Annotated in this window: 20 protein-coding genes; 6 read left to right on the top strand and 14 right to left on the bottom strand. The window is 42.0% G+C overall.

From position 1 onward, the window contains the following. Positions 1 to 6: 6 nt before the first annotated feature. The 4 genes from AC5FX4_RS05810 to galU all read right to left on the bottom strand — a co-directional run bounded on the left by AC5FX4_RS05810 (position 7) and on the right by galU (position 4637). A complete protein-coding gene (locus AC5FX4_RS05810) occupies positions 7 to 1134 on the bottom strand; it encodes a hypothetical protein (protein ID WP_493605522.1) in 1128 nt (375 codons plus the stop codon). Next, on the bottom strand, positions 1127 to 2257 hold the full coding sequence (locus AC5FX4_RS05805) for an acyltransferase family protein (protein ID WP_493605521.1): 1131 nt from the start codon (positions 2255 to 2257) through the stop codon (positions 1127 to 1129). Before AC5FX4_RS05805 ends, AC5FX4_RS05810 begins: the two co-directional genes overlap by 8 nt. 7 nt (positions 2258 to 2264) lie before the next feature. After that, on the bottom strand, positions 2265 to 3476 hold the full coding sequence (locus AC5FX4_RS05800; protein WP_493605520.1) for a capsular polysaccharide export protein, LipB/KpsS family: 1212 nt from the start codon (positions 3474 to 3476) through the stop codon (positions 2265 to 2267). A 225-nt stretch (positions 3477 to 3701) separates the two neighbouring features. Further along, the gene (galU, locus tag AC5FX4_RS05795; protein ID WP_493607782.1) at positions 3702 to 4637 is read right to left on the bottom strand and encodes a UTP--glucose-1-phosphate uridylyltransferase GalU; all 936 of its coding nucleotides are present in this window, start codon (positions 4635 to 4637) and stop codon (positions 3702 to 3704) included. Between the two features lie 449 nt (positions 4638 to 5086). On the opposite strand from galU, the gene AC5FX4_RS05790 reads away from it, so the two are divergent. The 5 genes from AC5FX4_RS05790 to AC5FX4_RS05770 all read left to right on the top strand — a co-directional run bounded on the left by AC5FX4_RS05790 (position 5087) and on the right by AC5FX4_RS05770 (position 10766). Then, complete coding sequence (locus AC5FX4_RS05790; protein ID WP_493605519.1) at positions 5087 to 5749, top strand: transglutaminase-like cysteine peptidase; 663 nt, start codon at positions 5087 to 5089, stop codon at positions 5747 to 5749. Positions 5750 to 5776: 27 nt separating this feature from the next. Next, the gene (locus tag AC5FX4_RS05785) at positions 5777 to 7834 is read left to right on the top strand and encodes a bifunctional diguanylate cyclase/phosphodiesterase (RefSeq protein ID WP_493605518.1); all 2058 of its coding nucleotides are present in this window, start codon (positions 5777 to 5779) and stop codon (positions 7832 to 7834) included. A gap of 24 nt (positions 7835 to 7858) precedes the next feature. Next, positions 7859 to 8449, top strand: coding sequence for a hypothetical protein (locus AC5FX4_RS05780; protein WP_493605517.1), 591 nt, complete (start codon positions 7859 to 7861; stop codon positions 8447 to 8449). A gap of 169 nt (positions 8450 to 8618) precedes the next feature. Continuing rightward, complete coding sequence (locus AC5FX4_RS05775; protein ID WP_493605516.1) at positions 8619 to 10007, top strand: O-antigen ligase family protein; 1389 nt, start codon at positions 8619 to 8621, stop codon at positions 10005 to 10007. 105 nt (positions 10008 to 10112) lie between these two features. Then, positions 10113 to 10766 carry an outer membrane beta-barrel protein gene (locus tag AC5FX4_RS05770; protein WP_493605515.1) on the top strand — a complete coding sequence of 218 codons (654 nt, stop codon included), beginning with the start codon at positions 10113 to 10115 and terminating at the stop codon, positions 10764 to 10766. A gap of 249 nt (positions 10767 to 11015) precedes the next feature. On the opposite strand, the gene lpdA is transcribed toward AC5FX4_RS05770, so the two are convergent. From lpdA to serB, 5 genes are all read right to left on the bottom strand, one after another. Then, positions 11016 to 12440, bottom strand: coding sequence for a dihydrolipoyl dehydrogenase (gene lpdA / locus AC5FX4_RS05765; RefSeq protein WP_493605514.1), 1425 nt, complete (start codon positions 12438 to 12440; stop codon positions 11016 to 11018). Between the two features lie 173 nt (positions 12441 to 12613). Then, positions 12614 to 14494 (bottom strand): pyruvate dehydrogenase complex dihydrolipoyllysine-residue acetyltransferase, encoded by a 1881-nt coding sequence (gene aceF, locus AC5FX4_RS05760; RefSeq protein WP_493605513.1) that lies wholly within the window; start codon positions 14492 to 14494, stop codon positions 12614 to 12616. A gap of 12 nt (positions 14495 to 14506) precedes the next feature. After that, positions 14507 to 17173, bottom strand: coding sequence for a pyruvate dehydrogenase (acetyl-transferring), homodimeric type (gene aceE / locus AC5FX4_RS05755; protein WP_493605512.1), 2667 nt, complete (start codon positions 17171 to 17173; stop codon positions 14507 to 14509). Between the two features lie 62 nt (positions 17174 to 17235). Then, a complete protein-coding gene (gene pdhR / locus AC5FX4_RS05750; protein WP_493605511.1) occupies positions 17236 to 17985 on the bottom strand; it encodes a pyruvate dehydrogenase complex transcriptional repressor PdhR in 750 nt (249 codons plus the stop codon). Positions 17986 to 18324: 339 nt separating this feature from the next. Next, positions 18325 to 19347 (bottom strand): phosphoserine phosphatase SerB, encoded by a 1023-nt coding sequence (serB, locus tag AC5FX4_RS05745; protein WP_493605510.1) that lies wholly within the window; start codon positions 19345 to 19347, stop codon positions 18325 to 18327. A gap of 75 nt (positions 19348 to 19422) precedes the next feature. On the opposite strand from serB, the gene AC5FX4_RS05740 reads away from it, so the two are divergent. Next, positions 19423 to 20040 carry an AhpA/YtjB family protein gene (locus tag AC5FX4_RS05740; RefSeq protein ID WP_493605509.1) on the top strand — a complete coding sequence of 206 codons (618 nt, stop codon included), beginning with the start codon at positions 19423 to 19425 and terminating at the stop codon, positions 20038 to 20040. Here the strand turns inward: AC5FX4_RS05740 and AC5FX4_RS05735 are convergent. The 5 genes from AC5FX4_RS05735 to AC5FX4_RS05715 form a co-directional block, all read right to left on the bottom strand. Beyond that, entirely contained in the window at positions 20007 to 20771 is a 765-nt protein-coding gene (locus AC5FX4_RS05735; protein ID WP_493607781.1) for a TatD family hydrolase, read from the bottom strand. The two genes, AC5FX4_RS05740 and AC5FX4_RS05735, sit on opposite strands and share 34 nt — an antisense overlap. Before the next feature lie 51 nt (positions 20772 to 20822). Continuing rightward, positions 20823 to 21464, bottom strand: coding sequence for a pyridoxamine 5'-phosphate oxidase (gene pdxH, locus AC5FX4_RS05730; RefSeq protein WP_493607780.1), 642 nt, complete (start codon positions 21462 to 21464; stop codon positions 20823 to 20825). Between the two features lie 91 nt (positions 21465 to 21555). Further along, positions 21556 to 23298, bottom strand: a complete 1743-nt coding sequence (gene argS, locus AC5FX4_RS05725) for an arginine--tRNA ligase (protein WP_493605508.1) — start codon at positions 23296 to 23298, stop codon at positions 21556 to 21558. Positions 23299 to 23319: 21 nt separating this feature from the next. Next, complete coding sequence (prfC, locus tag AC5FX4_RS05720; protein ID WP_493605507.1) at positions 23320 to 24903, bottom strand: peptide chain release factor 3; 1584 nt, start codon at positions 24901 to 24903, stop codon at positions 23320 to 23322. A 137-nt stretch (positions 24904 to 25040) separates the two neighbouring features. Then, on the bottom strand, positions 25041 to 26096 hold the full coding sequence (locus AC5FX4_RS05715; RefSeq protein WP_493605506.1) for an alpha/beta hydrolase family protein: 1056 nt from the start codon (positions 26094 to 26096) through the stop codon (positions 25041 to 25043). Positions 26097 to 26169 lie beyond the last annotated feature (73 nt).

Genomic DNA, 26169 nt, shown 5'->3' with positions numbered 1-26169 from the left:
AAAAGTCTAGCTACTTTTATTTTCCTGTCGAAACTTATTAGATAAAAAACTAATTATAAGCAATAAAAACAACTCTGGCCCCGTAACAAAGTCATTAAGTAGCGCATAGTACATATTAACACCTACAAATAAAGCTAGTGTATTTTTAGCTACTATTTTTAATAAGTAAAGTGACACTAAAAACAAAAGAGTCGTAGTTAATAATCCATATCTATATGTAGATCTCAAAAAGGCATTATGTGGCCGATGCTCAAGTAAGCCATCGAATGAGCTACCATTCCCATAAAATATGTAATGCCCCTCATAAATTCTATCTAGAATGTCCAGGTTAGCTAATGCTCTAGAATAATTAGAACCATCTATTACATTAAAAACCCTAGCACTCCCTCCCCCTAATGTTTCATGGATTACCCCGATATTCACAATTAAATGTGAGATTCCTATTACAAAAATTAGTAAAGAAAAGAAAAAAACATAACTATTCTTAAAAAAATCAAGAATAAAATTACAATAACCTCTCACTTGAACAAATAAAATAAATTCAAAAACAAAAACCGCCAATATAAGATTCCTGCTTAACGTTAGCATTGAAATAAACAGGGTTAAAACAGCCAAAAATTTTAGCTCAGCATATCTAAAAAACGCATAAGCAAGAAAGAGATAATAACCAGAAATATTAGGATCTAGAAAACTAGATACAACTCGACCACCGGCTCTATAAAAAAGAAATTGAAGTAGATAGCAAGAAAATATAAAAACCACAAGACTCTTATATCTCGCATTTATTTTTATATCATTTTTTTTATATTGGCAAAATAAATATGAAGCAAACAAACAGCAGTACGCATAAAAAAAAGTATAATCTCCTACATAAACAGATGGAAGAGAAAGAACAAGAAACGCCCCAGAAATGATCATGAGTGTTATTGACCATGTCGCATTAAGAAAAAAGACAACACAATAAATAAATAAAACAAGAAGCAATAAATAGCGTTGTAAAAACCAAGGCCCTAAAAAAAACACAAACTCTCTAAAGTCTCCCCCCGCATCAAACTGAAAGGATTTTGGAGCGACATAGTATATTGCCAAAACAAACAGGCAAAAACACATGAAAACATGACTTTTTTTAATCACTTTTCTTTCCTATTTTGCACTCAAAATATGTAAAAAGCTGCTTTAAATTCTTCAATATAAAAGGCTCAAATTTATATGACACCAAAAGCACAATAAGAAGTACGATAGAAATAGTAACCGACAAGTTTAAAAGAGGGTGCATCTCAAAACCATGAAATATATTAATCAAAATATAACCAACATTTTGATGCAAAAGATAAAGTGGGTAACTCAACAAAGCAGAAATAGATGATATTTTTATGAAAAGATTATTTTTTATGTTAACAGGATTAACTACAACAATAAAAAATAACAGAATCAAAAAAACAATCAAAATTGTCGATATTAATGGATTTATGTCGACATCACTATGCAAACCTTTAATATATGCCTGCTCATACGCTTGGGACATGCACATCAACATCACTGGAATTATTATTAATTTAAGAAACAAGCTCTTCCTTTCCTTGGTTAAATAAAAAAACAACATACCAATTACAAAGTACGGAATGAACTTCCCACCAAAAAACACTGAATAATACTCTAAACTATTCAAAGAGTTCAAAATCCATGAAAAAACTAAAAGTGTGAGAAAACACTCTAACAATTTTTTTCTAAAGAAAGTAAAAAAAACAAGAAACCAAAAATAAAATATTAACTCATAAATCAAAGTCCAATATGCACCATCAACAAACGGAACTCCAAACATCTTGGAAATCATTATGTAATTAAAAATGGCGTCCATCGGCTCAATGTAAAAGGTACTTCCCCCAAATTTATAAGTAAAAAATAGAGTTATCGATAAACAAATAAAATAGGCTGGATATAGCCTTAAAACTCTTGCCTTAGCAAACTGATATGCTGTGCGACTCAGAGCTGTTTTTGCAATCATAAATCCGCTGATCATGAAAAAAAATTGCACGCCTACATATCCATACTTGAAAAAGCCGTTATAATTATAAAAGCTCTCTACCGTAAATTCGTTTGTCACCCAGCCTCTATATAGATAGTGGTAGAGAACAACAGCTATAGCCGACAACCCTCGAAACAGGTCTAAAATAACGTTTCTATCAACTACATTTGAAGAAGTATTTACTCCTGAGGTAGAATTACTCATCATTAATAACTTAAACTCACTTGACATATTAAAGTTACCTAGCCCTTGATAATATATCTGTTACTTTTTCGGAACAAATGCTTTTTTGAGATTGGTAGTCAACTTCTATCAGGTAATCATTTAAATATTTAGCTATATGCTGATTTCCAAGGCTCTTATATAGGCTATCCCCCAGAAATGTAACTTTATTATTATTCATTAACCCTTCAAGACCCACTGTCGAATTGACAGTTACAACTTCATTAATCTCGTTGATTACAGTAGAAACATGATCATTTATCCAATAATACCTTACACCTGAAGAATTACACATTCTTGTAACAGCATCTTTAATTGTTCTTTTATTATGTTCACCAGGATGCTCTTTCAATAAGATAATCTTACTTCTTTCTTTTGCCATTAATATTACTTCTTCAATTGCGGCCTCAATAGAACCCCCACTATAATTCAGTAAAACTTGTTGATCTGTACTAACCTGTAATGGAAAAAAAATACAATCATCAGACTTCAACTTCAAATTTTCTAGCTTCAAAGCCAAAGGTTTTTTTTCTTTCTCCGGCTCTATTTTAGGCTTAGTTATTCGCCTTCTATCAGAATAGATAGAAAAAACCCTTTGCAATATAAACTCAACAAAAAAAACAACTTCTTTTGCCTTTTTATTAATATAGCCACCAGATGCCTGAGGGATAACTTTCTGTTTATTTTTTAAATCTAAAAACTTAGAAAAAATACTTTCTATTTCTAATTCTGTGTAGTTACTTGGTTTAATTTCATCTAAGACTTTTAAATTATTATAAATTGATGAATTCCTATCAGTCCCCTTACTATCGAAAATAGTATAACCTGGAAAATTACCATAATTTATAAATAACTTTTTATTACCATTAAAAACCGAAAAGTCACGTATAGCCCATTGATGAACTTGACGACCGCTAGGTATCATAAAAACATCATCTTGCTTTATATTCAACCGCTCTAATAATGAATATGTTGCAGAATAAGCTGCCAATGCTTCTCGCTCATTAAGTCTACCACTAAGGACATTAAATGACTCCGAAACATCAACCTCCTTCCTCATTTTTTCATGGTATAACGGTATATAATTTTTAAACCTCAAGAACACAGATGAGTATATATATGTAATTATATTTGTATGTATTAATTTAACATTAAAATCAACTGAAGAAGTAAACCTTTTAACAAATTTGACATCTTCAATTGTTGATATAGACCAGTAAATATTCATATATTAAAAGTTTATTTGTATAAGATGGTTTTTAGAAATAAATATAAATAATAAAAGCTACTACTTAGTTAGATACATCTTACTATTTTAAGCACCTATGTGCCTTAACTAATATCCAATGACTCTTTTATTTTGGCTCGAGGAAAACAGCATTTGATAAGCCTACGTACCCAAGTACCAACTACTGCTATTTTCATTTACTGTCACCTTGTCAGCATAAACATGTTATGCGTTCACAACTTCCTTGCTACTTACATTACTTGCTGCGACTAAAGTTATAGCTTGAACATGCGCCTTAAAATCGTCACCCAAATTTGGGCAACGCAGTCCATATTCCAAATTCGCGATCATATACCCCAATTTGCTGCCACAATCGTGTGATTTACCAACAATTTCATAAGCTTCGATTGGCTCCATCAGCAATAGTTGGTGCAAGGCGTCGGTAAGCTGTACTTCGTCACCAGCTCCGGGTGGCGTGTATTCCAAAATGTCCCAAGTGTTGTGCGAAAGCACATAGCGGCCTGTGATGGATAAGTTGCTTGGTGCGCTGTCTATATCTGGCTTTTCAACCATATCTTTTATCGGAGCAGTGTTACCCGCAGCAGGCTCTTGGCCGTTTAAATCCACAATACCGTATTGGTTTACACGCTCATGAGGCACTGGCTCGACCATAATTTGGCTGATACCGGTGTTGTTGAAACGCTTGATCATGGCGGCAAGGTTATCTTGCTTTAGGTCGCTGTGATACTGGTCGATGATCACATCCGGTAACATCACCACAAATGGGGCCTCACCTACTACTGAACGCGCACATAAAATGGCATCGCCTAGCCCTTTTGCTACTGGCTGGCGTACAGAGATCACAGTCACATTTTTTGGCACTATGGCACGTACTTCTTCAAGCAATTGACGTTTAACACGCTTTTCAAGCGTGGCTTCTAGCTCAAAGCTGGTATCAAAGTGGTTTTCAATGCTGTTTTTTGACGAATGGGTAACGAGTACTATTTCTGTAATACCCGCTGCAACCGCTTCAGCAACCACATATTGAATAAGTGGCTTATCAACCAAAGGCAGCATTTCTTTTGGAATGGCTTTGGTTGCAGGTAACATACGCGTGCCAAGCCCAGCTACGGGGATCACGGCTTTAGTTACTTTAGGCATGTTTGAAGATTGCTGCGTGCTGGCAACATTATTTTGGGCAAAACTATTCACGTTACGTCCCTTTAAAAAAACTACTCCACCGTTATGTAAGCTTATGAGTTACATAACAAACTTACTTTGGTAAGTAGACTAAATGAAGAATTGGGTACAAATTTATTTACCAAAGCGCGACAATTGTACCTAGAAAAACACCGCTATAGCAAGCAAACTCAGTCATTTTTCTGAGTGAAAATTTCGCACGGAAATAAAGGTTGTTCCCTTATTAGCTGCATGTTTAAATAACAAACACAAGCTTACAAAGCTCTTGCTCTTTAACAAGCAACATGTTGGAAACAAGCGGCTATTAAAACCGCCAATTATGGATAAAAAAAGGATAAAGCCGTATTTTTTGCGCACAAGGGTGATATTTGCTAGTCTTTGTGCACTTAACCCCCGTAAATGTTACAAAAATGCGACCATTCAAAGCTTATTACCTTGTCGCTGCGCTCATACTGCCATTTGTTATTTTGAGCGACGACAGCCAATATATTGATAAGCTTTTTGAACAGCAGATTTTAACTCAAGCTAAAACACACTATAGCGAACAAGCGCAAACTCGTTTTCAAGCGTGGCATAAGTTAATAAACACACACATACAAGAATCAACGTGGCAAAAGCTCAATGTGGTAAACAGCTTTGCTAATAAACACATTCAATACTTAAGCGATCAACAACACTGGCAAGCGAATGACTATTGGGCCACGCCAATTGAAAGTTTGGGCACAGGTTATGGTGATTGCGAAGACTATGTGATATTTAAATATATGACACTAAGAGCCTTGGGTATTGCACAAAATAAAATGCGCTTAATGTATGTTAGGATAGCCAAAAGCAATGAACCCCATATGGTTTTGGTGTATTACGATAAACCGAACGAAGTACCTATGGTGCTGGATAACACAATAAATAAAATTTTATCGGCGAATCGGCGAACCGATCTCAAGCCTGTGTATGCCTTTAATGCAAAAGGGCTTTGGCAAGCTCGCGCCCATGGTGTGGGCAAAAAGTTATCGGATGCCGCGCGTATGACGCATTGGAGCGCCATGCTCGCAAGAATAGAAACAAGCAACTAAACCTCAATTCAATTAAAAGGACTTAACGTGCGCCATTTACTCTCAATTAAATCTCTTATGCTTAGCACGCTGTTAATTGTGTTTATTGTGCTAACGTCGGTGACTTTTATCAAGGACCTCAAAGTCACTAAGCAATATTTAGAAAACGAATTAACCCACCAAGCGCAAAACACCGCGACGAATTTGGGTATGTCTATAGCGCCTTATATATCAAGCGATGAAATTGTACTTGCACAGACCATGGTCAAGGCGCAATTTGATTCAGGCTATTATGCCAATATAACTTTTGAAGCGAACGACCCTACGCTCAGTTTTACATTTGAAGTAGAACAGCAGCCACAAGATGTCCCCGTCTGGCTAATAAATCTTGTTGATTTAAATACCCCAAGCGTCTCGCAAGAAGTCTCCAATGGTTGGAATATCGCAGGAATACTGCATATTCAAGCACACTCGGGGTCGGCTTACTCAGCACTCTATCAGCAACTGAAAATCAATATACTCAATGCGTTTGGAATCGTCGTTTTATTGGCATTGGCGTTTTTTGTATTGGGTAAAGTGTATAGGCAGTTTATTAGTGAGATAGAAAACCACAGTGCAAATAAAAATAGTGATACGCTTGAGCAGTTCAACTCTACATCACGCCTTTTTGAGTTGAACGCGATCACCTCTGCGGTTAACGGTTATATTCAACACGCACAAAACCTTTTGAGCAATCAAAACAAAAAAATTGAGTTGTTACGCCAAGAGGTGTACACCGATGAACTTACGGGGCTTGGCAATCGAAAGGCACTACAGAGGGATTTTGACTCGCAATTTGATGCAATTCAAGCGCGCGAAGATGAGTTCTACTTTGGCCTAGTCACGCTAAGCGAATTGCGTACTATTAATCAAAATGAAGGCTATGCCAAGGGTGACGCATATTTAACACACTGTGCAAAATTGATACTGCAAACCACAGAATTATACGATGAATTAAAAGTGTACAAACTTTCCGGCTCAGAGTTTGCGCTGTTTGGTAAACTAACCGCAAAACAAGCTGGCTTTTTAATTGACCAGCTTCGCCAATCATTCAGTGCTTTATCCATCGCCCAGCAAGGTACACAAATATCTAAACCAGTGTTAGTTAAAGTAAGAAAAAATGAACGTATTCAAGCGTTATTGATGCGTGTTGATGCGCACATCAGTAAAGAAAAGCATTTTGATCAAGTCATGCCCTTGGTTGATGAAACCATTTCAGGTAAAACCAAAGATGAGTGGCACAGCATTCTCACTGAGTACACCTCACTCATTGATATTATTGAAGTGGCTACCCACTTCTCAGATACTTTGCTGGATGAATCACTGAATGCCTATGAGCAAATTTTTGATATTTCAATACAACCTGTGATGAGGGCAAATGATGAGGTTGAATATCAAGAGCTGTTTATTCGTTTTAAACATAACAATGAGTTTTTAAGCACCTCAGATGTATTTGCTATGGCGGAACGATACGGTTTTGTACTCAGTTTAGAGCGTGCTGTGGTGTCTTATATTTTGCAAAAGATCAAAGCAATAAAACACACGCCGGTTGCCATCAACATCAGTAACTGCTCATTATACGACCATGACTTTAACGACTGGCTATTTGATATTTTACCCGAGGTTCAGCACCAACTGCCGCCGCTTATTTTTGAAGTGAATGAATCTGCATTAGTTTATTCAGCCAAAGTGTGCCGTGACTTTATTAATCGCGCAAAAGATCACAACATCAAAATCACTTTAGATAGATTTGGCACGAGCTTTAGTAGTTTTCAATATATCCAGAATTTACGGGTTGATTACGTGAAAATTGACGGCAGTTTAATTAAAAACTGTGACCAGACCGATTATCGCTTTTTTATAAACACTGTTACTACGCTTTGTCATGGTATCGACATAAAAGTCATTGCAGCCCATGTTGAAAGTCAAGATGCCGCAAATTTATGTCTTACAATGAAAATTGATGCCCTTCAGGGGCTAGGCGTTGTTCCTGTTTCCAGTTATACTGAGTACACTGAAAGGAAAAATGGCACGGTTTGCCACGAAGCAAGCAGTGCAAGTATTTAAATGATCATACCCATGAGGAATAGTATGAAAAACTTAAAGGCAGCTTTATTGCTTTCTTCGTTCTTGAGTGTTGGTAGTGCCATGGCAGCGGATACTGCAGCCTTACCTGAAAATATCGTACAACAAATTGCACAAGCTCAAGCAGAAGGCCAAGATGTTGCAACTGTTATTAGGCAACTGATTGCTGCAAACCCAGAGCTTGCTCAAAGCATTGTAACAGCGGCCATACAAACTGTTGGTGCAGATAACGAAGCAGTTGTCAGTGCTGTTGTTCAAGCTGCAATTGAATCTGTCGGTGCGGATAACGACGCAGCGTCAAGCCAAGTTATTGCAGCTGCTATTGAAGCCGTTGGTGCAGACAATACAGCGGCCGTAAACCAAGTCATGTCCGCGGCAACTCAAGCTAATGTTAATACAGAAACTGTACAAACAGTTGCACTAGCGAGCGGTGTAGCACAAGACACGGTACAATCTAACCTTGATTCAGCACCAGCAGCGCAAAATACAGTTGCGGCAGTACCTGCGCAAAACAATGCAAATGTACCGACCAACCCACAAGCGGGTGCCGGCACGCCTGACACTGGCGGTGGTAGCGGCACGGCATCAGGTAACTAATTGAGTTTTAGACTCAGTATTTAGTATTGAAAGCTTCCAAATTTGGGAGCTTTTTTGTTTATGTCACCGTCATTCATTGCCATTATGCGTCCGAGTGAGTACTCTAGCGCCTAAATTATCCCTATTACATCTAATTGTTATTTGTTACCGCCTAAGTTACGAGAATACAATGACTTCACTGCGTTTTTCATCCATCATGCTTTTTATGCTTGCCGCTATTGTTGTGCTGGTACCCGTTCCCTTAGCAAGCAATCGAATTTGGGCATGGTCGATATTTGTATTTTGGACAAGTTTGTTAGTACTTGCCCACTGTTTGTTCTGTGTATGGAGAGGTAAAACACTGGTGCGTTATAAATGGCAATGGGGATTACTCGGCCCACTGCTGGCATTTGCGGGCTTTCAATTACTGCAATTGCTCAACCCATACACCGCAAACGAACTGATCGCTTTTAAAAACGCCACTGATTTTAGCTCGGTGTTTCGACTAGGTTCAATCGATGCCTATATGACGCAAACCATGCTGGTTAAAACGCTGATGTACACTGGGTTTGTTTGGCTTGTGACCCAATACTGTACGGGGCAAAAAGCACTCAAAATACTATTGTTTGCCGTTGTGCTAGCAGCCTGCTTACAAGCCTTTTATGGTTCGGTGCTGAACCTGCTTAATTTCAGTCATTCACCTGTATTTGGCTACCCGGAAGGCAATCGAGCCAGAGGCACCTTTGTTTATCAAAACCATTTTGCCAACTTTTTAGCCATTAGTTTGTCGTTAGCCATAGGCTGGCTGGTCTCTGAGCTAAAAACCTCAAAACAGCGCTTTAAATTCAAAACCTTTATCAGTGATGCAATGCAGACCATACTTAGCTCAAAGATGTTACTGCGTTTGGCCATTATCATTATGATCATTGGCCTTATCTTAAGCCGCTCTCGTATGGGTAATGCGGGATTTTTTACCGCACTTATGATCACGGGTGTATTGGCCTTATTTGTTTATAATCGCCCACCGACTATGTTAAAACCGCTGCTCATTAGTATATTTGTACTTGATATGGTGATTGTTGGCTCTATCTTTGGTTTAGAGAAGCTGCAACAACGTATTGAAGACACCAGCTTTGCCTCAGAAACCCGCGATGAAGTGGTAGTTGATAGCATTCCTCTAATACAGCAAAACTGGTTAACTGGCACAGGTTCAGGTACTTTTTATACTGCTTTTCCGCAAGCTCAACCAGCTCCGTATCACTTTTACTATGATCATGCGCATAATGAATATATTCAGTTTATGGTTGAACTTGGCGTGCCCGTTACACTACTTTTGGGTGTTTGGGTGCTGTATTGTTTGTGGTTAAGCATTCGCACCATGCAAAAACGTAACAGCAAACTTCTCAAAGGTGTGGCGTTTGGCTGCTGTATGGCGATATTACATATGCTCCAGCACAATACCGTTGATTTTAACTTACAAGCTCCCGCTAATACCCTGCTGTTTTTATTAGTATTGAGTTTTTGTTTTATCATTAAAAATATGCCGGAGCAGAATAAGTATAAAAAGCTTCGAGGCTAGTTACGCTCGTTTACAAAACAGCCTCCTAGCAAGAGGCTGTTTTATTGCCTTTCTCTTCGTTCCCATTAGAATACGCCCTCCCTAACTATTTGGAAGAAGTACATAATGGAACTTAAAAAATTCGCTTTCGCAGCAGCAGCCCTTGCAAGCACACAAGCTTTCGCAACTGAAACAGCAACAAACCAAGAAACTTTCAACCCACTTCACTTTTCAGTGTATGCCGGTTTTACCCATGGCGGTGATAAGTTGGTAGAAATTAAATATGACGGTCGTTCTGATCAAGATATTCGTGCAGGTGGTGCGATTAACTTAGGTGCGGGTTTAAACTACCAATTCAATGGCAAATGGTCTTTACAATCAAACTTGGGTTACCATTTTGACTCTGATAATGCCAACAATGCCGACATTACTTTCTCGCGTTGGGCTCTAGATGTTATCCCTTACTACAAGTTAAACGACTCATTTAAAGTGGGCGTGGGTATCACTTACCACTTAAACACCGAGTTAGAAATGGATATGAACAACACTAACAGTACCGTTTCATTTGATAATACAGCAGGCTTAGTTGCATCATTAGGCTACCAGTTTGAAAACCACAACGGTTGGTTAGAGGCACGCTATGTAAACATTTCATACGATGCAGATAAAGTGAGTGTTGGTAAAGTTTGGGGTATCAACGTGAATGAATCAGCAGACGTACATGGTGCACCAAGCATTGGTGGGAACCATATCGGTATCTCATATCACTACGTATTTTAAGCCTTAGTTACCTGAGTTTTTATAGATTTTGAATCAAGTCCTGAATGACGAGCGGTTCCACTAATCACACGTCATTACGAAGGTCAGAATCTTATTTACTCTCTTGTGACTTTGATAGATTCTGAAACAAGTTCAGAATGACGAGCGGTTCCACTGATCGCACATAGTTAAGTCATCCTGACGAAGTCAGAAGCTATTAAACAAAAAACCAGCCGAAGCTGGTTTTTTAATATCAGTCAAAGTAATGAATTACTTTTTCTTCACTGCTTTTTTGTTTGGTAGGTCTGTGATTGAACCTTCAAAGATTTCAGCAGCAAGACCAATTGACTCATTCAGAGTTGGGTGAGCGTGAATAGTCAGCGCTAAGTCTTCACCATCTGCACCCATTTCAACCGCTAGGCCAATCTCACCTAGCATTTCACCAGCGTTGATACCAACCATAGCACCACCGATCACACGGCCAGAATCTTTATCAAAGATAAGTTTTGTTTGACCTTCAGTGCGTGCTGAAGCAATTGCACGGCCAGATGCTGCCCACGGGAATACCGCTGTTTCAACCTTAAGGCCTTGCTCTTTCGCTTCTTTCTCAGTTACACCAACCCATGCAATCTCTGGATCTGTGTAAGCGATTGAAGGAATACATTTAGGGTCGAAGAAATGCTTTTTACCCGAAATAACTTCAGCCGCAACGTGTGCTTCATGTACCGCTTTGTGTGCAAGCATTGGTTGGCCAACGATATCACCAATCGCATAGATGTGGTTTACGTTTGTCTTCATTTGCTTGTCAGTGCTGATAAAGCCACGCTCATCAACATTAACGCCCGCTTTTTCAGCGTCAAGTAGTTTACCGTTTGGCGTACGGCCAACAGCAACCAATACTTTGTCGTAACGTACAGGCTCTGCAGGTGCATTCTTACCTTCGAATGTCACGTATAAGCCATCATCTTTCGCTTCAACCGCAACAACCTTGGTTGAAAGCATCACGTTGAACTTGTCTTTTACGTAGCGTTGGTAGATTTTGATAACGTCTTTGTCAGCCGCTGGTACTAATTGATCAGCAAACTCAACGACGTCGATTTGTGAACCTAGTGCACGGTAAACAGTACCCATCTCAAGACCGATGATACCACCACCTAGTACAAGTAGCTTCTCTGGTACGTCTTTAAGCTCAAGTGCACCAGTTGAATCAATTACACGCTCGTCTTGCGGGATGAAAGGTAAGTTAACTGGCTGAGAGCCCGCAGCGATAATAGCATTATCAAAAGTAACGGTCGTCGTGCCTGACTCGCCTTCAACAGCAATGGTGTTCGCGCCTGTAAATTTACCGTAGCCATTCACTACTTTCACTTTACGCATTTTCGCCATGCCGTCTAGGCCGCCAGTTAGCTGACCAATTACAGACTCTTTCCAAGAGCGAATTTTGTCTAGGTCAATTTGTGGTGCACCAAAAGTTACGCCGTGTGATGCCATTTCAGACGCATCATCAATTACTTTAGCAACGTGTAAAAGTGCTTTTGAAGGGATACAACCTACGTTCAAGCACACACCACCTAGGGTATTGCGAGACTCGATAAGTGTAACTTCTAAACCTAAATCCGCAGCACGGAATGCTGCTGAGTAACCACCAGGACCACCGCCTAGTACAACAACTTGAGTTTTGATTTCGTTGCTCATGTTATTACCTTAACTATTATTCGAACGGGACTGTACTCTTTTGAGTATCCGCACCCAAAAATGCCTGCCGCATACGTAAATTCAGGTACATGGCAGAGAGAGTTTTTAAGTGTGCGAAAGTGTATCATCCGCACAAAAAGATGTCCCGCCTAAATAGTAGGCGGGACAACAAATTACATCACTAACTGGCGAATATCGCTCAAGTAGCTTGCAAGCGTTACAGTAAACTTCGCTGCCAACGCACCATCAATAACTCGGTGGTCGTATGAGCAGCTTAGCGGCACCATTAAGCGCGGCTCAAACTCTTTACCATTCCACTTTGGTTTCATCTCAGATTTAGACACACCTAAGATGGCTACCTCTGGTGCATTCACGATTGGTGTAAACGCTGTACCACCAATGCCACCTAGGCTTGAAATAGTGAAACAACCACCTTGCATGTCAGAAGACGTGAGCTTGCCATCACGCGCTTTAGCTGAAATTTCCATTAACTCGCGAGACAGCTCAATAATGCCTTTTTTGTTCACATCACGCACCACTGGCACAACCAAGCCATTTGGCGTGTCTACCGCGATACCAATGTGTACATACTTCTTCAGGATTAAGCTTTCGCCATCTTCAGACAGCGACGAGTTAAACGTTGGGAAGTCTTCCAGTGCTTTCGCCGCCGCTTTCATCACGAATACTAATGGCGTGATCTTCACGCCCATTTTCTTCTTCTCAGCCAAAACATTCTGCTCTTTACGGAATGCTTCTAGGCCAGTGATATCAGCTTCGTCAAACTGGGTAACATGTGGGATCTGTACCCAGTTACGGTGTAAGTTAGCACCAGATAGTTTTTGGATGCGAGAGAGTTTCTTCTCTTCCACTTCACCAAACTTGCTGAAGTCTACTTTTGGCCAAGGAATAAGACCCAGTTCACCACCACCCGTGTTAGAACCCGCGACTTTGCCAGACTCAACTTGCTTCACTAATTCTTTAACGTAGTTTTGTACGTCTTCTTTGATCACACGACCCTTACGGCCCGTGCCCTTAACACGAGCAAGGTTTACACCAAACTCACGAGCTAAACGGCGAACTACAGGAGAAGCATGCGCGTACGATGAGTTTGCTTCAAAGTCTTCTTTCACGCTAGAAGCCGCGGGTGTTGCAGCTTTAGCCGCCGGCGCAGGCCTTGCTGCTGGTGCAGATGCTGGAGCCGCCGCAGGGCTTGAAGCAGCTATTGGCGCACTGCCCGCCACTTCAAATACAAACACCAATGAACCGGTAGATACTTTACCGCCAACTTCCACCTTCACTTCTTTGACGGTGCCCGCAAATGGCGCAGGTACTTCCATGGCTGCTTTGTCACCTTCCACGTTTAAGATTGATTGGTCAGCAGCTACCGTGTCACCTACCGATACCATCACTTCCGTGACTTCAACTTCGTCACCACCGATGTCAGGTACATGTACTTCTTTAAGCTCAGCCGCAGCAGGCGCTGCCGGTGCAGGCGCCGCTTCAGAAGCAGCCGGAGCTTCAGTAGCGCCAGTTTCAAATACGAATACTAAAGAGCCCGTTGACACTTTGCCGCCCACTTCAACTTTGATCTCTTTAACGGTACCTGCAAATGGCGCAGGTACTTCCATTGCAGCCTTGTCGCCTTCAACATTTAAGATTGATTGATCAGCCGCAACCGTATCGCCCACTGATACCATGATTTCAGTGACTTCAACCTCATCACTGCCGATGTCTGGTACGTGTACTTCTTTCAATTCAGTGGCACCCGATGCTGCGGGTGCTGGCTGTGCAACTTCAGCTACTGGCGCGTCTTGCGCGCCAGAACTTGCTTCAAAAATCATGATAAGTGAACCCGTTGATACCGTGTCACCTTCTTTGATTTTAATTTCTTTAACAGTACCCGCTTGTGCAGCAGGTACTTCCATTGATGCTTTATCGCCTTCAACAGTAATAAGCGACTGCTCTTCACTGACTGAATCTCCGACTTGTACGAGGATCTCAGTTACTTCAACCTCATCAGCACCAATATCTGGAACATGAATTTCGATAGTCATTCGTTCGGCCCTTTATGCGTAAAGTGGGTTAGTTTTAGTTGTATCGATATCAAATTTCTTGATAGCTTCAACAACAACTGACTTGTCTACTTTGCCTTGCTTCACTAATTCAGTTAACGCGGCTACAACCACATAGCCCGCATTGACTTCAAAGTGACGACGCAGGTTTTCACGGCTATCTGAACGACCATAACCGTCAGTACCCAGTACCTTGTATGATGCGCTTGGCATAAACGCACGTACTTGCTCTGCGTAGTTTTTCATGTAGTCCGTTGCGGCAATCGCTGGTGACTCACCCAGTACAGACGTGATGTAAGGTACTTTCGCGTCTGCTTCAGGGTTAAGCATGTTGAAGCGCTCAGCGTCTTGACCGTCACGCGTAAGCTCGTTGAATGACGTCACTGAGAATACATCCGATGCAATGCCGTACTCTTCGCTTAGAATAGCACCGGCTTTACGTACCTCGTTCAAGATAGTACCAGAGCCCAATAGCTGAACATGTGCTTTGTCGCCCGCGTTGCTTTCAAGCTTGTAGATACCCTTACGAATACCTTCTTCAGCGCCTTCTGGCATCGCTGGTTGATGATAGTTTTCATTCATCAATGTTAGGTAATAGAACACGTTTTCTTGATCAGGGCCGTACATGCGACGAATACCGTCTTGCATGATAACCGCGACTTCATAACCAAACGTCGGGTCATAAGAGATACAGTTAGGTACAGTACCTGCTTGAATGTGTGAGTGGCCATCTTCGTGCTGCAGACCTTCACCATTAAGTGTTGTACGACCTGCAGTAGCACCCAGTAAGAAACCACGCGCTTGTTGGTCACCCGCCATCCACGCCATGTCACCAACACGTTGGAAACCAAACATTGAATAATAGATGTAGAAAGGGATCATCGGTAAATCGTTGGTGCTGTATGACGTTGCCGCGGCAACCCATGACGACATTGCACCTAATTCGTTGATGCCTTCTTGCAGTACCTGACCCGATGTTGCTTCTTTATAGTAAGAAACGATGTCACGGTCTTGAGGCGTGTAGTTCTGGCCATGCGGGTTATAAATACCGATTTGACGGAACAAGCCTTCCATACCAAAAGTACGCGCTTCATCAGCAATGATTGGCACGATGTTTTGGCCAATATTTTTGTCTTTTAGTAGTACGTTTAGCGCGCGAACAAACGCCATTGTCGTTGAAATTTCGCGCTTTTGCTCTTCCAGTAACGGTGCAAACGCATTGACTTCAGGTAACGTCAGTGCTTTCGTGAAGTTAGGTAAACGCTGTGGTGTGTAACCATGCAGTGCTTTACGACGAGCGTGTAAGTATTCGTACTCTTTTGAACCTTCTTCAAGCTTCAAGTAAGGTAAGTTAACTAACTCTTCGTCTGCTACCAAATCTTGTAAACCTAGACGTGAACGTAAGTGCTCTACGTGTGTCATGTCCATTTTCTTAACTTGGTGCGCAATGTTCTTACCTTCAGCCGCTTCACCCATACCATAACCTTTTACGGTTTTAGCTAGGATCACCGTTGGACGGTCTTTGGTTTCTTGCGCTGCTTTAAACGCCGCGTATAACTTCGAAGGCTCATGACCACCACGCTTAAGTGCGAAGATCTCTTCGTCAGTCATATCAGCAACCAATGCTGCCGTTTCTGGGTAACGACCAAAGAAGTGCTCACGTACGTAGGCACCGTCTTTTGCTTTATAAGTTTGGTAATCTCCGTCGATGGTTTCGTTCATCAACTGTAGTAGCTTACCTGTCGTATCTTTTGCTAGTAGTTTGTCCCAACCTGAACCCCAAACCACCTTAATGACGTTCCAACCAGCACCTCTAAATAGGCCTTCAAGCTCTTGGATGATTTTACCGTTACCCATTACTGGGCCATCTAAACGCTGTAAGTTACAGTTGATCAGGTAACATAGGTTATCGAGTTTCTCACGCGCAGCAAATGAAATTGCACCACGTGATTCTGGCTCATCCATTTCACCATCACCTAAGAATGCGTATACACGCTGGTTCTTAGTGTCTTTCAAGCCACGGCCATCTAAGTATTTTAAGAAACGCGCTTGGTAGATAGACGCGATTGGGCCTAAGCCCATAGATACCGTTGGAAATTGCCAGAATTCAGGCATAAGTTTTGGATGTGGGTATGAAGAGATACCTTTGCCGTCTACTTCTTGGCGGAAGTTATCTAGCTGCTCTTCACTCAAGCGACCTTCTAAGAAGGCACGAGCATAGATCCCCGGAGAAATGTGACCTTGATAGTAAACCAAATCACCACCGTCAACGTCATTAGGCGCACGGAAGAAATGGTTGAAACACATTTCATAGAACGCTGCTGACGACTGATAAGATGCCATATGTCCGCCAAGTTCTAAATCTTTCTTCGACGCACGTAACACGATCATGATGGCATTCCAACGGATAATTGAACGAATACGACGCTCAATATTTACATCACCAGGATAAGCTGGTTCTTGATCTGCTGGAATAGTATTCACATAGTTAGTAGTGGTGCCCGTTGGCATATCAACGCCGTCTAAACGGGCTTGCTCAAGCACTTGCTCTAACAAAAATTGCGCGCGCTCTACACCTTCTTCTTTCACTACCGACTCAAGCGCTTGTAACCACTCTTGGGTTTCTAACGCGTCTACGTCAAATTTATTGACTTCAGACATATGGAATTTTCCTTATGTTTAAAATACGAATTTATTATTCAGTTTTAATGTAACCAGCACGCTTACTGCTGCTTTGTTCGACGCAAGCTACGTTCGATTCGTGAACGCTCTTTGCCCGCTTCGAGTAATGCTTCTTCGATAAACGCTAAGTGCGCATTACTTGCTAATCTTGCTTGCTCTGGGTTGCCGTTGATCACGGCTTCCAAAAGCACTTTTCGGTGCTCAGCCAGTTGTTCACTCACTTCTGACTTTTGCACCAATACCGTTAAATTTTGCAGCACATTTTGCTCAAGCAATGATTGCATGCCTCTGACTAAATGCAGCAACACCACATTGTGCGAGGCTTCTGCCACCGCAAAATGAAAGGCATTAATTGCCGCAGCCGTCTTGGCGAGCTCACCTTGTGCTTGTGCAATGCTATCAAAGCTTTGTTGTACCTTTTCGAAATCGGTATCGGTACCGCGCAGCGCTGCATAATACGCGGCGATGCCTTCAAGGGCATGACGAAACTCAAGTAAATCAAACTGTGATTCAGGATGCTTGCTGATCAAATCAAATAATGGATCAGTAAGGCCTTCTTCCAACTGATTTTTTACATAAGTACCACCACCTTGACGACGTGTTACTAGCCCTTTTGCTTCGAGTTTTTGAATTGCTTCACGTAATGAAGGTCTTGAAACTTCAAATTGCTTTGCAAGCTCTCGCTCTGGGGGTAACTTTGCACCCGGCATTAAAGAGCCCTCGAGGATCATATTCTCAAGTTGCTCTAAAATAACATCGGATAACTTCGCTGCTTTTATCTTTAAAGACATTGATCTAACGCCGATTTTCAGTGTACTGCCAATCGCTGCTTACAGTGATTTGCTGTGTCATTAAAACCAAAAGGTAAATTGGTCATACCAAATTTAGGCAATACGTTACCAAAATCAAGGAAAGCTGTCAAAATTCTGCGTATAAATGCCATACAAAGTACACACACAAAGTCTAAACTTTATACAAAAAAATCGAATTGCAAAGGAATAGATAAAAGGTCTGACCAGATAACATCAAGATAAAAGCTATCGACTTAATGAAATTATTGTAACTTAATCGACCAAAGTCGGATTTTCCGGGTTGATGCCCGAATAGATGTCGAGCACCACTTTTATGAATTATTGTGGAATAGCCAAATAGTACAAAACTTGTAACAATGAGCCTTCACAAACGGCCACATCGGCTTGCTCTACCACTTTGGGTTTGCCATGTACGGCGATCCCGAGACCCGCTTCTTGCATCATGAGTAAGTCATTTGCTCCGTCCCCCATAGCAACCGTCTGCGCTTTATCTAAAGAAAACTGCTCGGCTAACGTGGTTAGAATTTGTGCTTTTTTCTGAGCATCAACAACATCACCTAGTACTTTTCCAGTTAAATGGTTATTTTCAATTTCTAGTGTATTGGCATAACACCCATCAAGTTGAAGGGGCTCAATAAGCGCCTGCGCAAACCAAGTAAAGCCGCCTGAGGCAATATATAAAAGCCAATTGTGCTGTTTTAAATATGCACATAGCGTTTGTACACCGTCCATAAGGGGTAAGTTATCTTTGAGTTGCTGGATCAAGCTAAGCTCAATACCCGCTAGTTTGCTTACTCGCTGATGCAAACTGTCGCTAAACGCTAATTTTCCAGCCATTGCCTGTGCAGTCACGGACGCTACTTCATCATAAACATCAGCTAGACGCGCTATTTCGTCAATACACTCTATCTTTATCGCCGTAGAATCCATATCCATCACCAGCAAACCGGGTTTTGAGGTCGTTGGCGGCGCGGCCAAAATGCCTGTTTGTAATGCTAAAGAATGCGCGGCCACTCGAAGTGCTTTTTTAAGTTGCTCTGTGATATTTCCAACCGATTCGTTATCAGCATATAACGCGATAGCTTCGGGCAATGCAGGGTGAGGATGGTAGTAACAAATTGCCGAAACATTTAATTCGGAATTATGTAAGTAATCGAGAAAATTTTGCAATTTCGCCGTGGTTAATGTTTCGCCAAACAAAGTAATAAACACCCCAAGCTGCTTATCTGGTACAACTTTACTCAAGCGGTATTCACCGTTTTCAATTTGATACCATTTTGCTAGAGTGAAGATATGTGACAGGTCATGATCGGGTAATAGCGCAAGGCTTGAGGTTGGCATACAAAAGCTCCTAGATAACAGACTCGCCCTTTTTAACATCAATCAGTGGTACTGTCAGCAACCAACGCAGGGTTTATGAAAAATACGCAAGCAATTGATTTAATAAAGTCATCTCAAGGTCGTCGATTGATCCGTCTGTTTGTGGCTGCCGTTTGCTTTATCACTTTAACTTGGCTTGCCTTTAATACCAGCTTTCAGTCACATCAGCTATTGCACAAGCAAGCCGATTTAGGTGCTCGCAGCCTAGTTGCGCAACTTGCGCTTAATGCTATAAAGCCGATACAAAATGAAGACATAGCACGTTTAAAAGAGCTGTGTGATCATTTAGAAGGTGATGAACATATGCTAAGCGTGGCGATTTATAACCAAGCTGGACATTTACTCACGGCTGGTGACAACTTCGCAGAAAGCCCATCGATTTATGGTTTGCCAGATGATGTTCCAGGGGTAAGCCAGCTTAAAAATGCCATTGTCGTGCCCATTATCGATAACGATGAACCGCTGGGTTTTGTCAGCACCGTGTACCTTACACAGTCGGCCATGAGCCAAAGTCATTATCATTTCCACGAATTAGGCCGTATGGTGTTACTCATGCTATTGATCACTTGCGCGTTTACATGGCAAATAGGTCGAGCTTTAAAAAGCTGGGAAGTAAAACGTCAAATACGAAAGAGCGCACGCGAAGAAGAATAAAGCTGCGTAGCAATTTGTTTAGGGCTTTCGGTACGTAGTTCACATAAATAGTCAAACACCTCCACCAGCCTTTTAGGTACATTTGCTTGACCTTGATAGCCTGACAATGGCATTGACGGGGCATCGGTTTCTAGCAGTAAGCTGTCTAATGGCAGTTGTGAAAATACCTGTTTGGTTTTGCGTGCACGTTCATAACTTATCGTGCCACCCACACCCAGTTTAAAACCCAGTTTAATATAGTACTGAGCTTGCTGAAGTGAACCAGAAAAAGCATGGATCACCCCACCAAAACGCGGCGGTACTTTTTTAAACACTTGAGCAATTAAATGGTGACTTTGCCGATGATGAACAATTAAAGGCAGCTCAAGTTCATTGCTCAGTTGAATGTGTTGAATAAATAACAGCTGTTGAAAATCAAGGTCACCACAAGTGCCATCAATACCACATTCACCAATTGCGGCAATGTCATGTTGGTGCTCAATTGCTAGGGATTTTAGTTGAGCAAACGACGCTTCATCATGATGGGCAATAAAATACGGATGTAAACCAAAGGCTATTTTGCACTGCGGATATAACTGAGCAAACGCGACCAACTGCTGACTCTGCGCTAACGTCACGCCCGGCACAACAAAGTGTGTTACCCCTAGCTTGTTTGCTTGGGCAATATGCTCACTCAGCGCATCTTGCAGTTCAAAAAAGTCTAGGTGACAGTGGCTATCAATAAATTGCATCACGCTTACAGCCCGCTGTTTAGGAATGCGCCATAAAGCGCATTCGCAGCATTACGGATTGAGTCGCTCGATAAGCCATGAGCCATCACTTTGTTTTACGTACATAAAGCGGTCGTGTAAGCGATGCTCTCCGCCTTGCCAAAATTCAATTTTGGTTGGCTCAACACAATAGCCACCCCAAAAGTCTGGCAATGGTATTTTACCTTTGGCAAATTTGGCTTTCATTGAATGAAATGTTTCCATCAGTGCCTTTCGAGAAGAAACTGGGCGCGATTGTTGCGAAGCCCATGCCGCCAGCTGACTTTCTTCAGGGCGTGATAAAAAGTACTTTGCCACCGCGGCGGTTGAGAGAGGTTTAGCCTCACCATACACAATCACTTGGCGCTCGATTTCATGCCAAGGAAAGTGCAAACATACCTTGTCGTTGCCTTTTATTTCTTGTGCTTTGCGAGAGCCCGTATTAGTAAAAAACACAAACCCTTGCGCATCGAGGTGCTTTAACAACACTATACGTTGTGATGGTTGACCATGCTCATCAACTGTGGCGACCACCATCGCGGTTGGATCGGTAAACTTGGCGTCAACCGCTTGCTTTAACCAAGTTTCAAACTGGGAAATAGGACTATCGGCAAGCATCTCTCGACGCAAACCACCTTTGCTATATTCTCGGCGAATATCTTCAAGCTGCATGATTTTTCCTTACTAAAAAGCCGCATAAAACGAGGTTTGATGCGGCTTTTAGACTAACACGTCTGTGCGCGTGAGTAACTAGTCAAATGTGGAATTACATTTGCTCCATCACTTCAATACCTAGCAGGTCAAGGCCTGTACGTAAGGTATTAGCAACTAGGTTACACAACACTAAACGGCTATCGCGTACATCTTGTGCCACATCATCTTTAAGAATTGGACAGGCTTCATAGAATGTCATGTATAAGCTTGCCAATTCATATAAGTATCCACATAGTACGTGCGGCGTGGCTTCATTGATCATCAGATCAAGTACTTCTTCTAGCTGAAGTAATTTAAGCGCCAATGCTTTTTCTTGTGGCTCAACAATGTTCACCGCAGCATTTAACGTTGTGCTATCGATACCGGCTTTACGGAAGATACTGCGCACGCGTGTGTAAGCATATTGCAGGTAAGGTGCCGTCGCACCTTCAAAGCTCAACATGCTATCCCAGTTGAAGATATAATCGCTGGTACGGTGTTTTGATAAATCGGCGTATTTAACCGCGCCAATACCGACTTTACGGGCAATTTCACTGCGCTCTTCATCCGACAAACCAGAATCACGGTTGGCTAATTTTTCAGTTGCGCGACTCACTGCTTCTTCTAGTAAATCAGCTAACTTAACGGTACCACCCGTACGGGTTTTAAATGGCTTACCATCATCCCCCATCATGGTGCCGAATGGACAAAACTCATAACTGGTTTCATCTCGTAACAAACCCGCTTTACGAGCAGTTAGCTCAACTTGATTGAAGTGTAAGCTTTGACGTGCATCCACAAAAATCAAAATACGATCTGCGCCTAGCTTGTTCGAGCGGTGGTCGCAGGCAGCCAAATCGGTGGTTGCATACAAGAAGCCACCACCTGATTTTTGCACGATAAATACTGAAGGCTCACCGTCTTTATTGGCAAGTTCATCAAGGAAAACAACTTGCGCACCTTGGTCTTCAACAGCAATGCCTTTGTCTTTTAACAAGTTGATGATGTTGTTAAGTTCACTGTTGTACGCACTTTCCGCCATGATGTCGTCACGTGTGAGTGTCACATTTAAGTGCTTGTATACTTCTTCGGAGTGCTTCACTGAGGTATCAATGAATAGCTGCCATAGTTTTTCACAGTGCGCATCACCGCTTTGCAACTTAACCACGTAATCACGGGCTTTATCTGCAAAACCCTCTTCATCGTCAAAGCGTTTTTTCGCATCGCGGTAGAAAGATTCTAGATCGGCCAGTGCAACTGATTCTAAATCAACACCTTGGTTTAACAAGTCTTCTAGGTGAGCTATCAACATACCAAATTGTGTGCCCCAGTCACCCATGTGGTTTTGACGTACTACACTATCACCACGGAACTCTAACGCGCGTACCACTGAGTCACCAATAATAGTTGAACGCAAGTGCCCTACGTGCATTTCTTTCGCTAGGTTCGGTGATGAATAATCCACAACCACTTTTTGTGATTGTGCGTGCTCTGCAACCCCTAATTTCTCATCTTTATTTGCCGCTTCAAGGCTTGCAGATAAAAACTCAGGCTTTAAATGAATATTGATAAAACCCGGACCTGCAATTTCAGTCTGCGTGGCAATATCGCTCACATCAAGGTTATCAATAATTTTTTGTGCCAACTCTCTAGGATTGGTTTTCAGTGCTTTTGCGGCGCCCATCGCACCGTTAATTTGATAGTCACCAAACTGTGGGCGTGTGCTTTGTGTTACCGCAGGGTTACTACCTTCTGGGATCCCGGCAGCTAGCATAGCCGCATTCGCTTTTTCAATTAGAATCGTTTTAATATTCATGCTTTATCCTTTCTCTGCGGCTTAGTGTTCACGTGTATGATGGAACTCAACGTCTGGGTAGCGCTCCATTGACAAGTTTAAGTTAACACGGCTTGGCGCGATGTAGGTGAGGTTATCACCGCCATCTAGTGCTAAGTTTGCTTCGCACTTGCGTTTAAATTCAGCCATTTTCTTTTCATCAGAACAGCTAACCCAACGCGCCGTTTGTACATTCACACTTTCGTAAATCGCATCAACGTTATATTCCGCTTTTAAGCGCGCTACCACCACGTCAAACTGTAGAACACCCACAGCACCTACAATTAAATCGTTGTTGATCAGTGGTCTAAATACTTGCACAGCCCCTTCTTCAGATAACTGAACGAGGCCTTTTAGCAATTGCTTTTGTTTAAGTGGATCTTTTAGACGAATACGACGGAACAACTCTGGCGCAAAGTTAGGAATACCACTGAACTTAAGCTTTTCGCCTTGAGTGAACGTATCACCAATTTGAATGGTACCGTGGTTGTGTAAACCAATGATGTCACCTGCAAACGCATCTTGCGCACGTTCACGGTCGCCGGCCATAAAAGTAACCGCATCAGAAATACTCACCTGTTTACCAATACGCACGTGGCTCATCTTCATGCCTTGGCTGTATTTACCCGATACGATACGCATAAACGCGATACGGTCACGGTGTTTAGGGTCCATGTTCGCTTGGATCTTAAACACAAAGCCTGAAAAGTTGTCTTCTTCTGCTTTTACTTCACGCTCTTCAGTTTGACGTGGCATCGGTGCTGGCGCCCATTCTGTTAGGCCATCAAGCATATGGTCTACGCCAAAGTTACCAAGCGCTGTACCGAAGAAAACTGGCGTTAACTCACCTTTTAAGAACAACTCTTGGTCGAATTCATGGGATGCACCAATCACCAACTCCAGCTCTTCACGTAGCTGCTCAGCCTGTTCAGCGCCTACGGCTTCATCCAACTCTGGGTTATCTAGGCCCTTTACTACACGCTTTTCTTGAATGGTGTGGCCTTGGCCGGTTTGGTACAACACCGTTTCATCACGGTGAATGTGATACACACCTTTGAACTCCTTACCACAACCGATCGGCCATGAAACAGGGGCGCAAGCAATGTTTAACTCAGTTTCAACTTCGTCTAGCAATTCCATTGGATCGCGAATATCACGGTCCAATTTGTTCATAAACGTCACGATTGGCGTATCACGCAAACGCGTTACTTCCATCAATTTACGGGTACGGTCTTCTACACCTTTTGCCGCATCGATCACCATCAAACATGAATCAACGGCTGTCAATGTGCGGTACGTATCTTCAGAGAAGTCTTCGTGTCCCGGCGTATCAAGTAAGTTCACCAACGCATCATTGTATGGAAACTGCATCACAGACGTGGTTACCGAGATACCACGCTCTTTTTCCATTTCCATCCAGTCTGACTTTGCGTGTTGATTCGAACCACGGCCTTTTACGGTACCCGCTTTTTGCAGGGCCTTTCCGAATAACAATACTTTTTCGGTGATGGTTGTTTTACCCGCATCCGGGTGCGAGATAATCGCGAACGTGCGTCGCTTTTGAATTTCATTGACAATATTTGACATGTAAGCAGCTTTTGCCCTGTGTAATCGCGACTTCAATCGCGCAAACAAATTAAAATTTTGCCGATTATACCTGTTTTACACTGGGCAAAAAAGCCGCCATATTAAGTTATTCCTATCGATTTATGCCACGGGTAAGCTTACTGGCGTGAATGTTTACTTGCCTGCTGTTCAATCCAATTGCCTAAGTCAGGTAAAAAGTTCGGATGAAACGCATCTCGTCCCATGAGTATCATTTTTAGCCATCCCCAAAATGGCGATGTAATGTGACTGAACTCATCTGTCTTCAACATCGAATGCAATGTATTGTTGTAAAGTTCATAACTCAATTGGCTGGGTCGAGATTTGAAGATTGCTTGGTAGCGTTCTAAATTGGCCTTTACGTCGATATTCAAGTCATCCTCTCCTAACAAAAGGTATATGGGTTGCTTTACCTCTTGTAATTTAGCGGTCGAATCCGAGGAGATATTTTTCTGAATAAATTGGTATCGCGTTTTGTCAACGACAGGTGTGCGATGTGCTTCTGGTGTGACGCGAGTGTAAAAATCAACAAACTCCTCATAAGCCATACCCGCCATGATCTGCTCATTATGCATCGCTTCATACTTTAAGCGCTCTGCAATAAACGCCTCGTCATACCCTTCTAGCGTGAGACGCACCACCGTTAAATACTCACTTTGTGCCAACCAATTGATTGGCGTAGACACAAATGCAGCAAAGGCAATTTTACGCTCGCGTATCAACACGTTAGGCATAACCCAAGCCGCTTGAGAAAAACCCACTAACCCAACCGAAGGACAATTCAGATCGGTGTTAGATACCAACATGTCGTAGGCCGCAAGCACTTCATCGGCTCTATCATCCATAGACTGCTCAAGCCAATTCCCTAAGTTATGGTCTACGCCTGCCTTATCCCAAGAATACGATGCAATACCTCGGCTGGCCAATTCATCCCAAATAGGCTCATAGAAACCATCTGCATAGCTGTTGGTATCACCATCACCGTGAACAAACAGTACACACGCTTTTAATGGCTGCGCAGAGTTGGGTAAGCTCAAAACTCCGCGGCGTACTTGCTGATCGACTTCAAAATTCAAGCGTGTCTGTTTACTTCCATCACTCATTGCTTCACAACTGATAATTGAAAAACAAAACAGCAAAGTGGTGGTTTTAACCAAGTTTCTTATGTAATGCATTACTATTCCCTTATTGTAAAATATCGTTTAAGTGTTGTGTTTTAAGCAAAATAAAACAGTTATCTGTGATTTA

Source organism: Pseudoalteromonas sp. ATL1, assembly GCF_058933015.1.
This window is presented reverse-complemented; position numbering and strand designations above follow the sequence as displayed.

Bases quoted from the DNA above. Each gene is read 5' to 3' on its own strand.
- AC5FX4_RS05805 (WP_493605521.1), bottom strand. From the start codon at position 2,257: ATGTCAAGTGAGTTTAAGTTATTAATGATGAGTAATTCTACCTCAGGA.
- AC5FX4_RS05800 (WP_493605520.1), bottom strand. From the start codon at position 3,476: ATGAATATTTACTGGTCTATATCAACAATTGAAGATGTCAAATTTGTT.
- galU (WP_493607782.1), bottom strand. From the start codon at position 4,637: ATGCCTAAAGTAACTAAAGCCGTGATCCCCGTAGCTGGGCTTGGCACG.
- AC5FX4_RS05790 (WP_493605519.1), top strand. From the start codon at position 5,087: ATGCGACCATTCAAAGCTTATTACCTTGTCGCTGCGCTCATACTGCCA.
- AC5FX4_RS05780 (WP_493605517.1), top strand. From the start codon at position 7,859: ATGAAAAACTTAAAGGCAGCTTTATTGCTTTCTTCGTTCTTGAGTGTT.
- AC5FX4_RS05775 (WP_493605516.1), top strand. From the start codon at position 8,619: ATGACTTCACTGCGTTTTTCATCCATCATGCTTTTTATGCTTGCCGCT.
- AC5FX4_RS05770 (WP_493605515.1), top strand. From the start codon at position 10,113: ATGGAACTTAAAAAATTCGCTTTCGCAGCAGCAGCCCTTGCAAGCACA.
- lpdA (WP_493605514.1), bottom strand. From the start codon at position 12,440: ATGAGCAACGAAATCAAAACTCAAGTTGTTGTACTAGGCGGTGGTCCT.
- aceF (WP_493605513.1), bottom strand. From the start codon at position 14,494: ATGACTATCGAAATTCATGTTCCAGATATTGGTGCTGATGAGGTTGAA.
- aceE (WP_493605512.1), bottom strand. From the start codon at position 17,173: ATGTCTGAAGTCAATAAATTTGACGTAGACGCGTTAGAAACCCAAGAG.
- pdhR (WP_493605511.1), bottom strand. From the start codon at position 17,985: ATGTCTTTAAAGATAAAAGCAGCGAAGTTATCCGATGTTATTTTAGAG.
- serB (WP_493605510.1), bottom strand. From the start codon at position 19,347: ATGCCAACCTCAAGCCTTGCGCTATTACCCGATCATGACCTGTCACAT.
- AC5FX4_RS05740 (WP_493605509.1), top strand. From the start codon at position 19,423: ATGAAAAATACGCAAGCAATTGATTTAATAAAGTCATCTCAAGGTCGT.
- AC5FX4_RS05735 (WP_493607781.1), bottom strand. From the start codon at position 20,771: ATGCAATTTATTGATAGCCACTGTCACCTAGACTTTTTTGAACTGCAA.
- argS (WP_493605508.1), bottom strand. From the start codon at position 23,298: ATGAATATTAAAACGATTCTAATTGAAAAAGCGAATGCGGCTATGCTA.
- prfC (WP_493605507.1), bottom strand. From the start codon at position 24,903: ATGTCAAATATTGTCAATGAAATTCAAAAGCGACGCACGTTCGCGATT.
- AC5FX4_RS05715 (WP_493605506.1), bottom strand. From the start codon at position 26,096: ATGCATTACATAAGAAACTTGGTTAAAACCACCACTTTGCTGTTTTGT.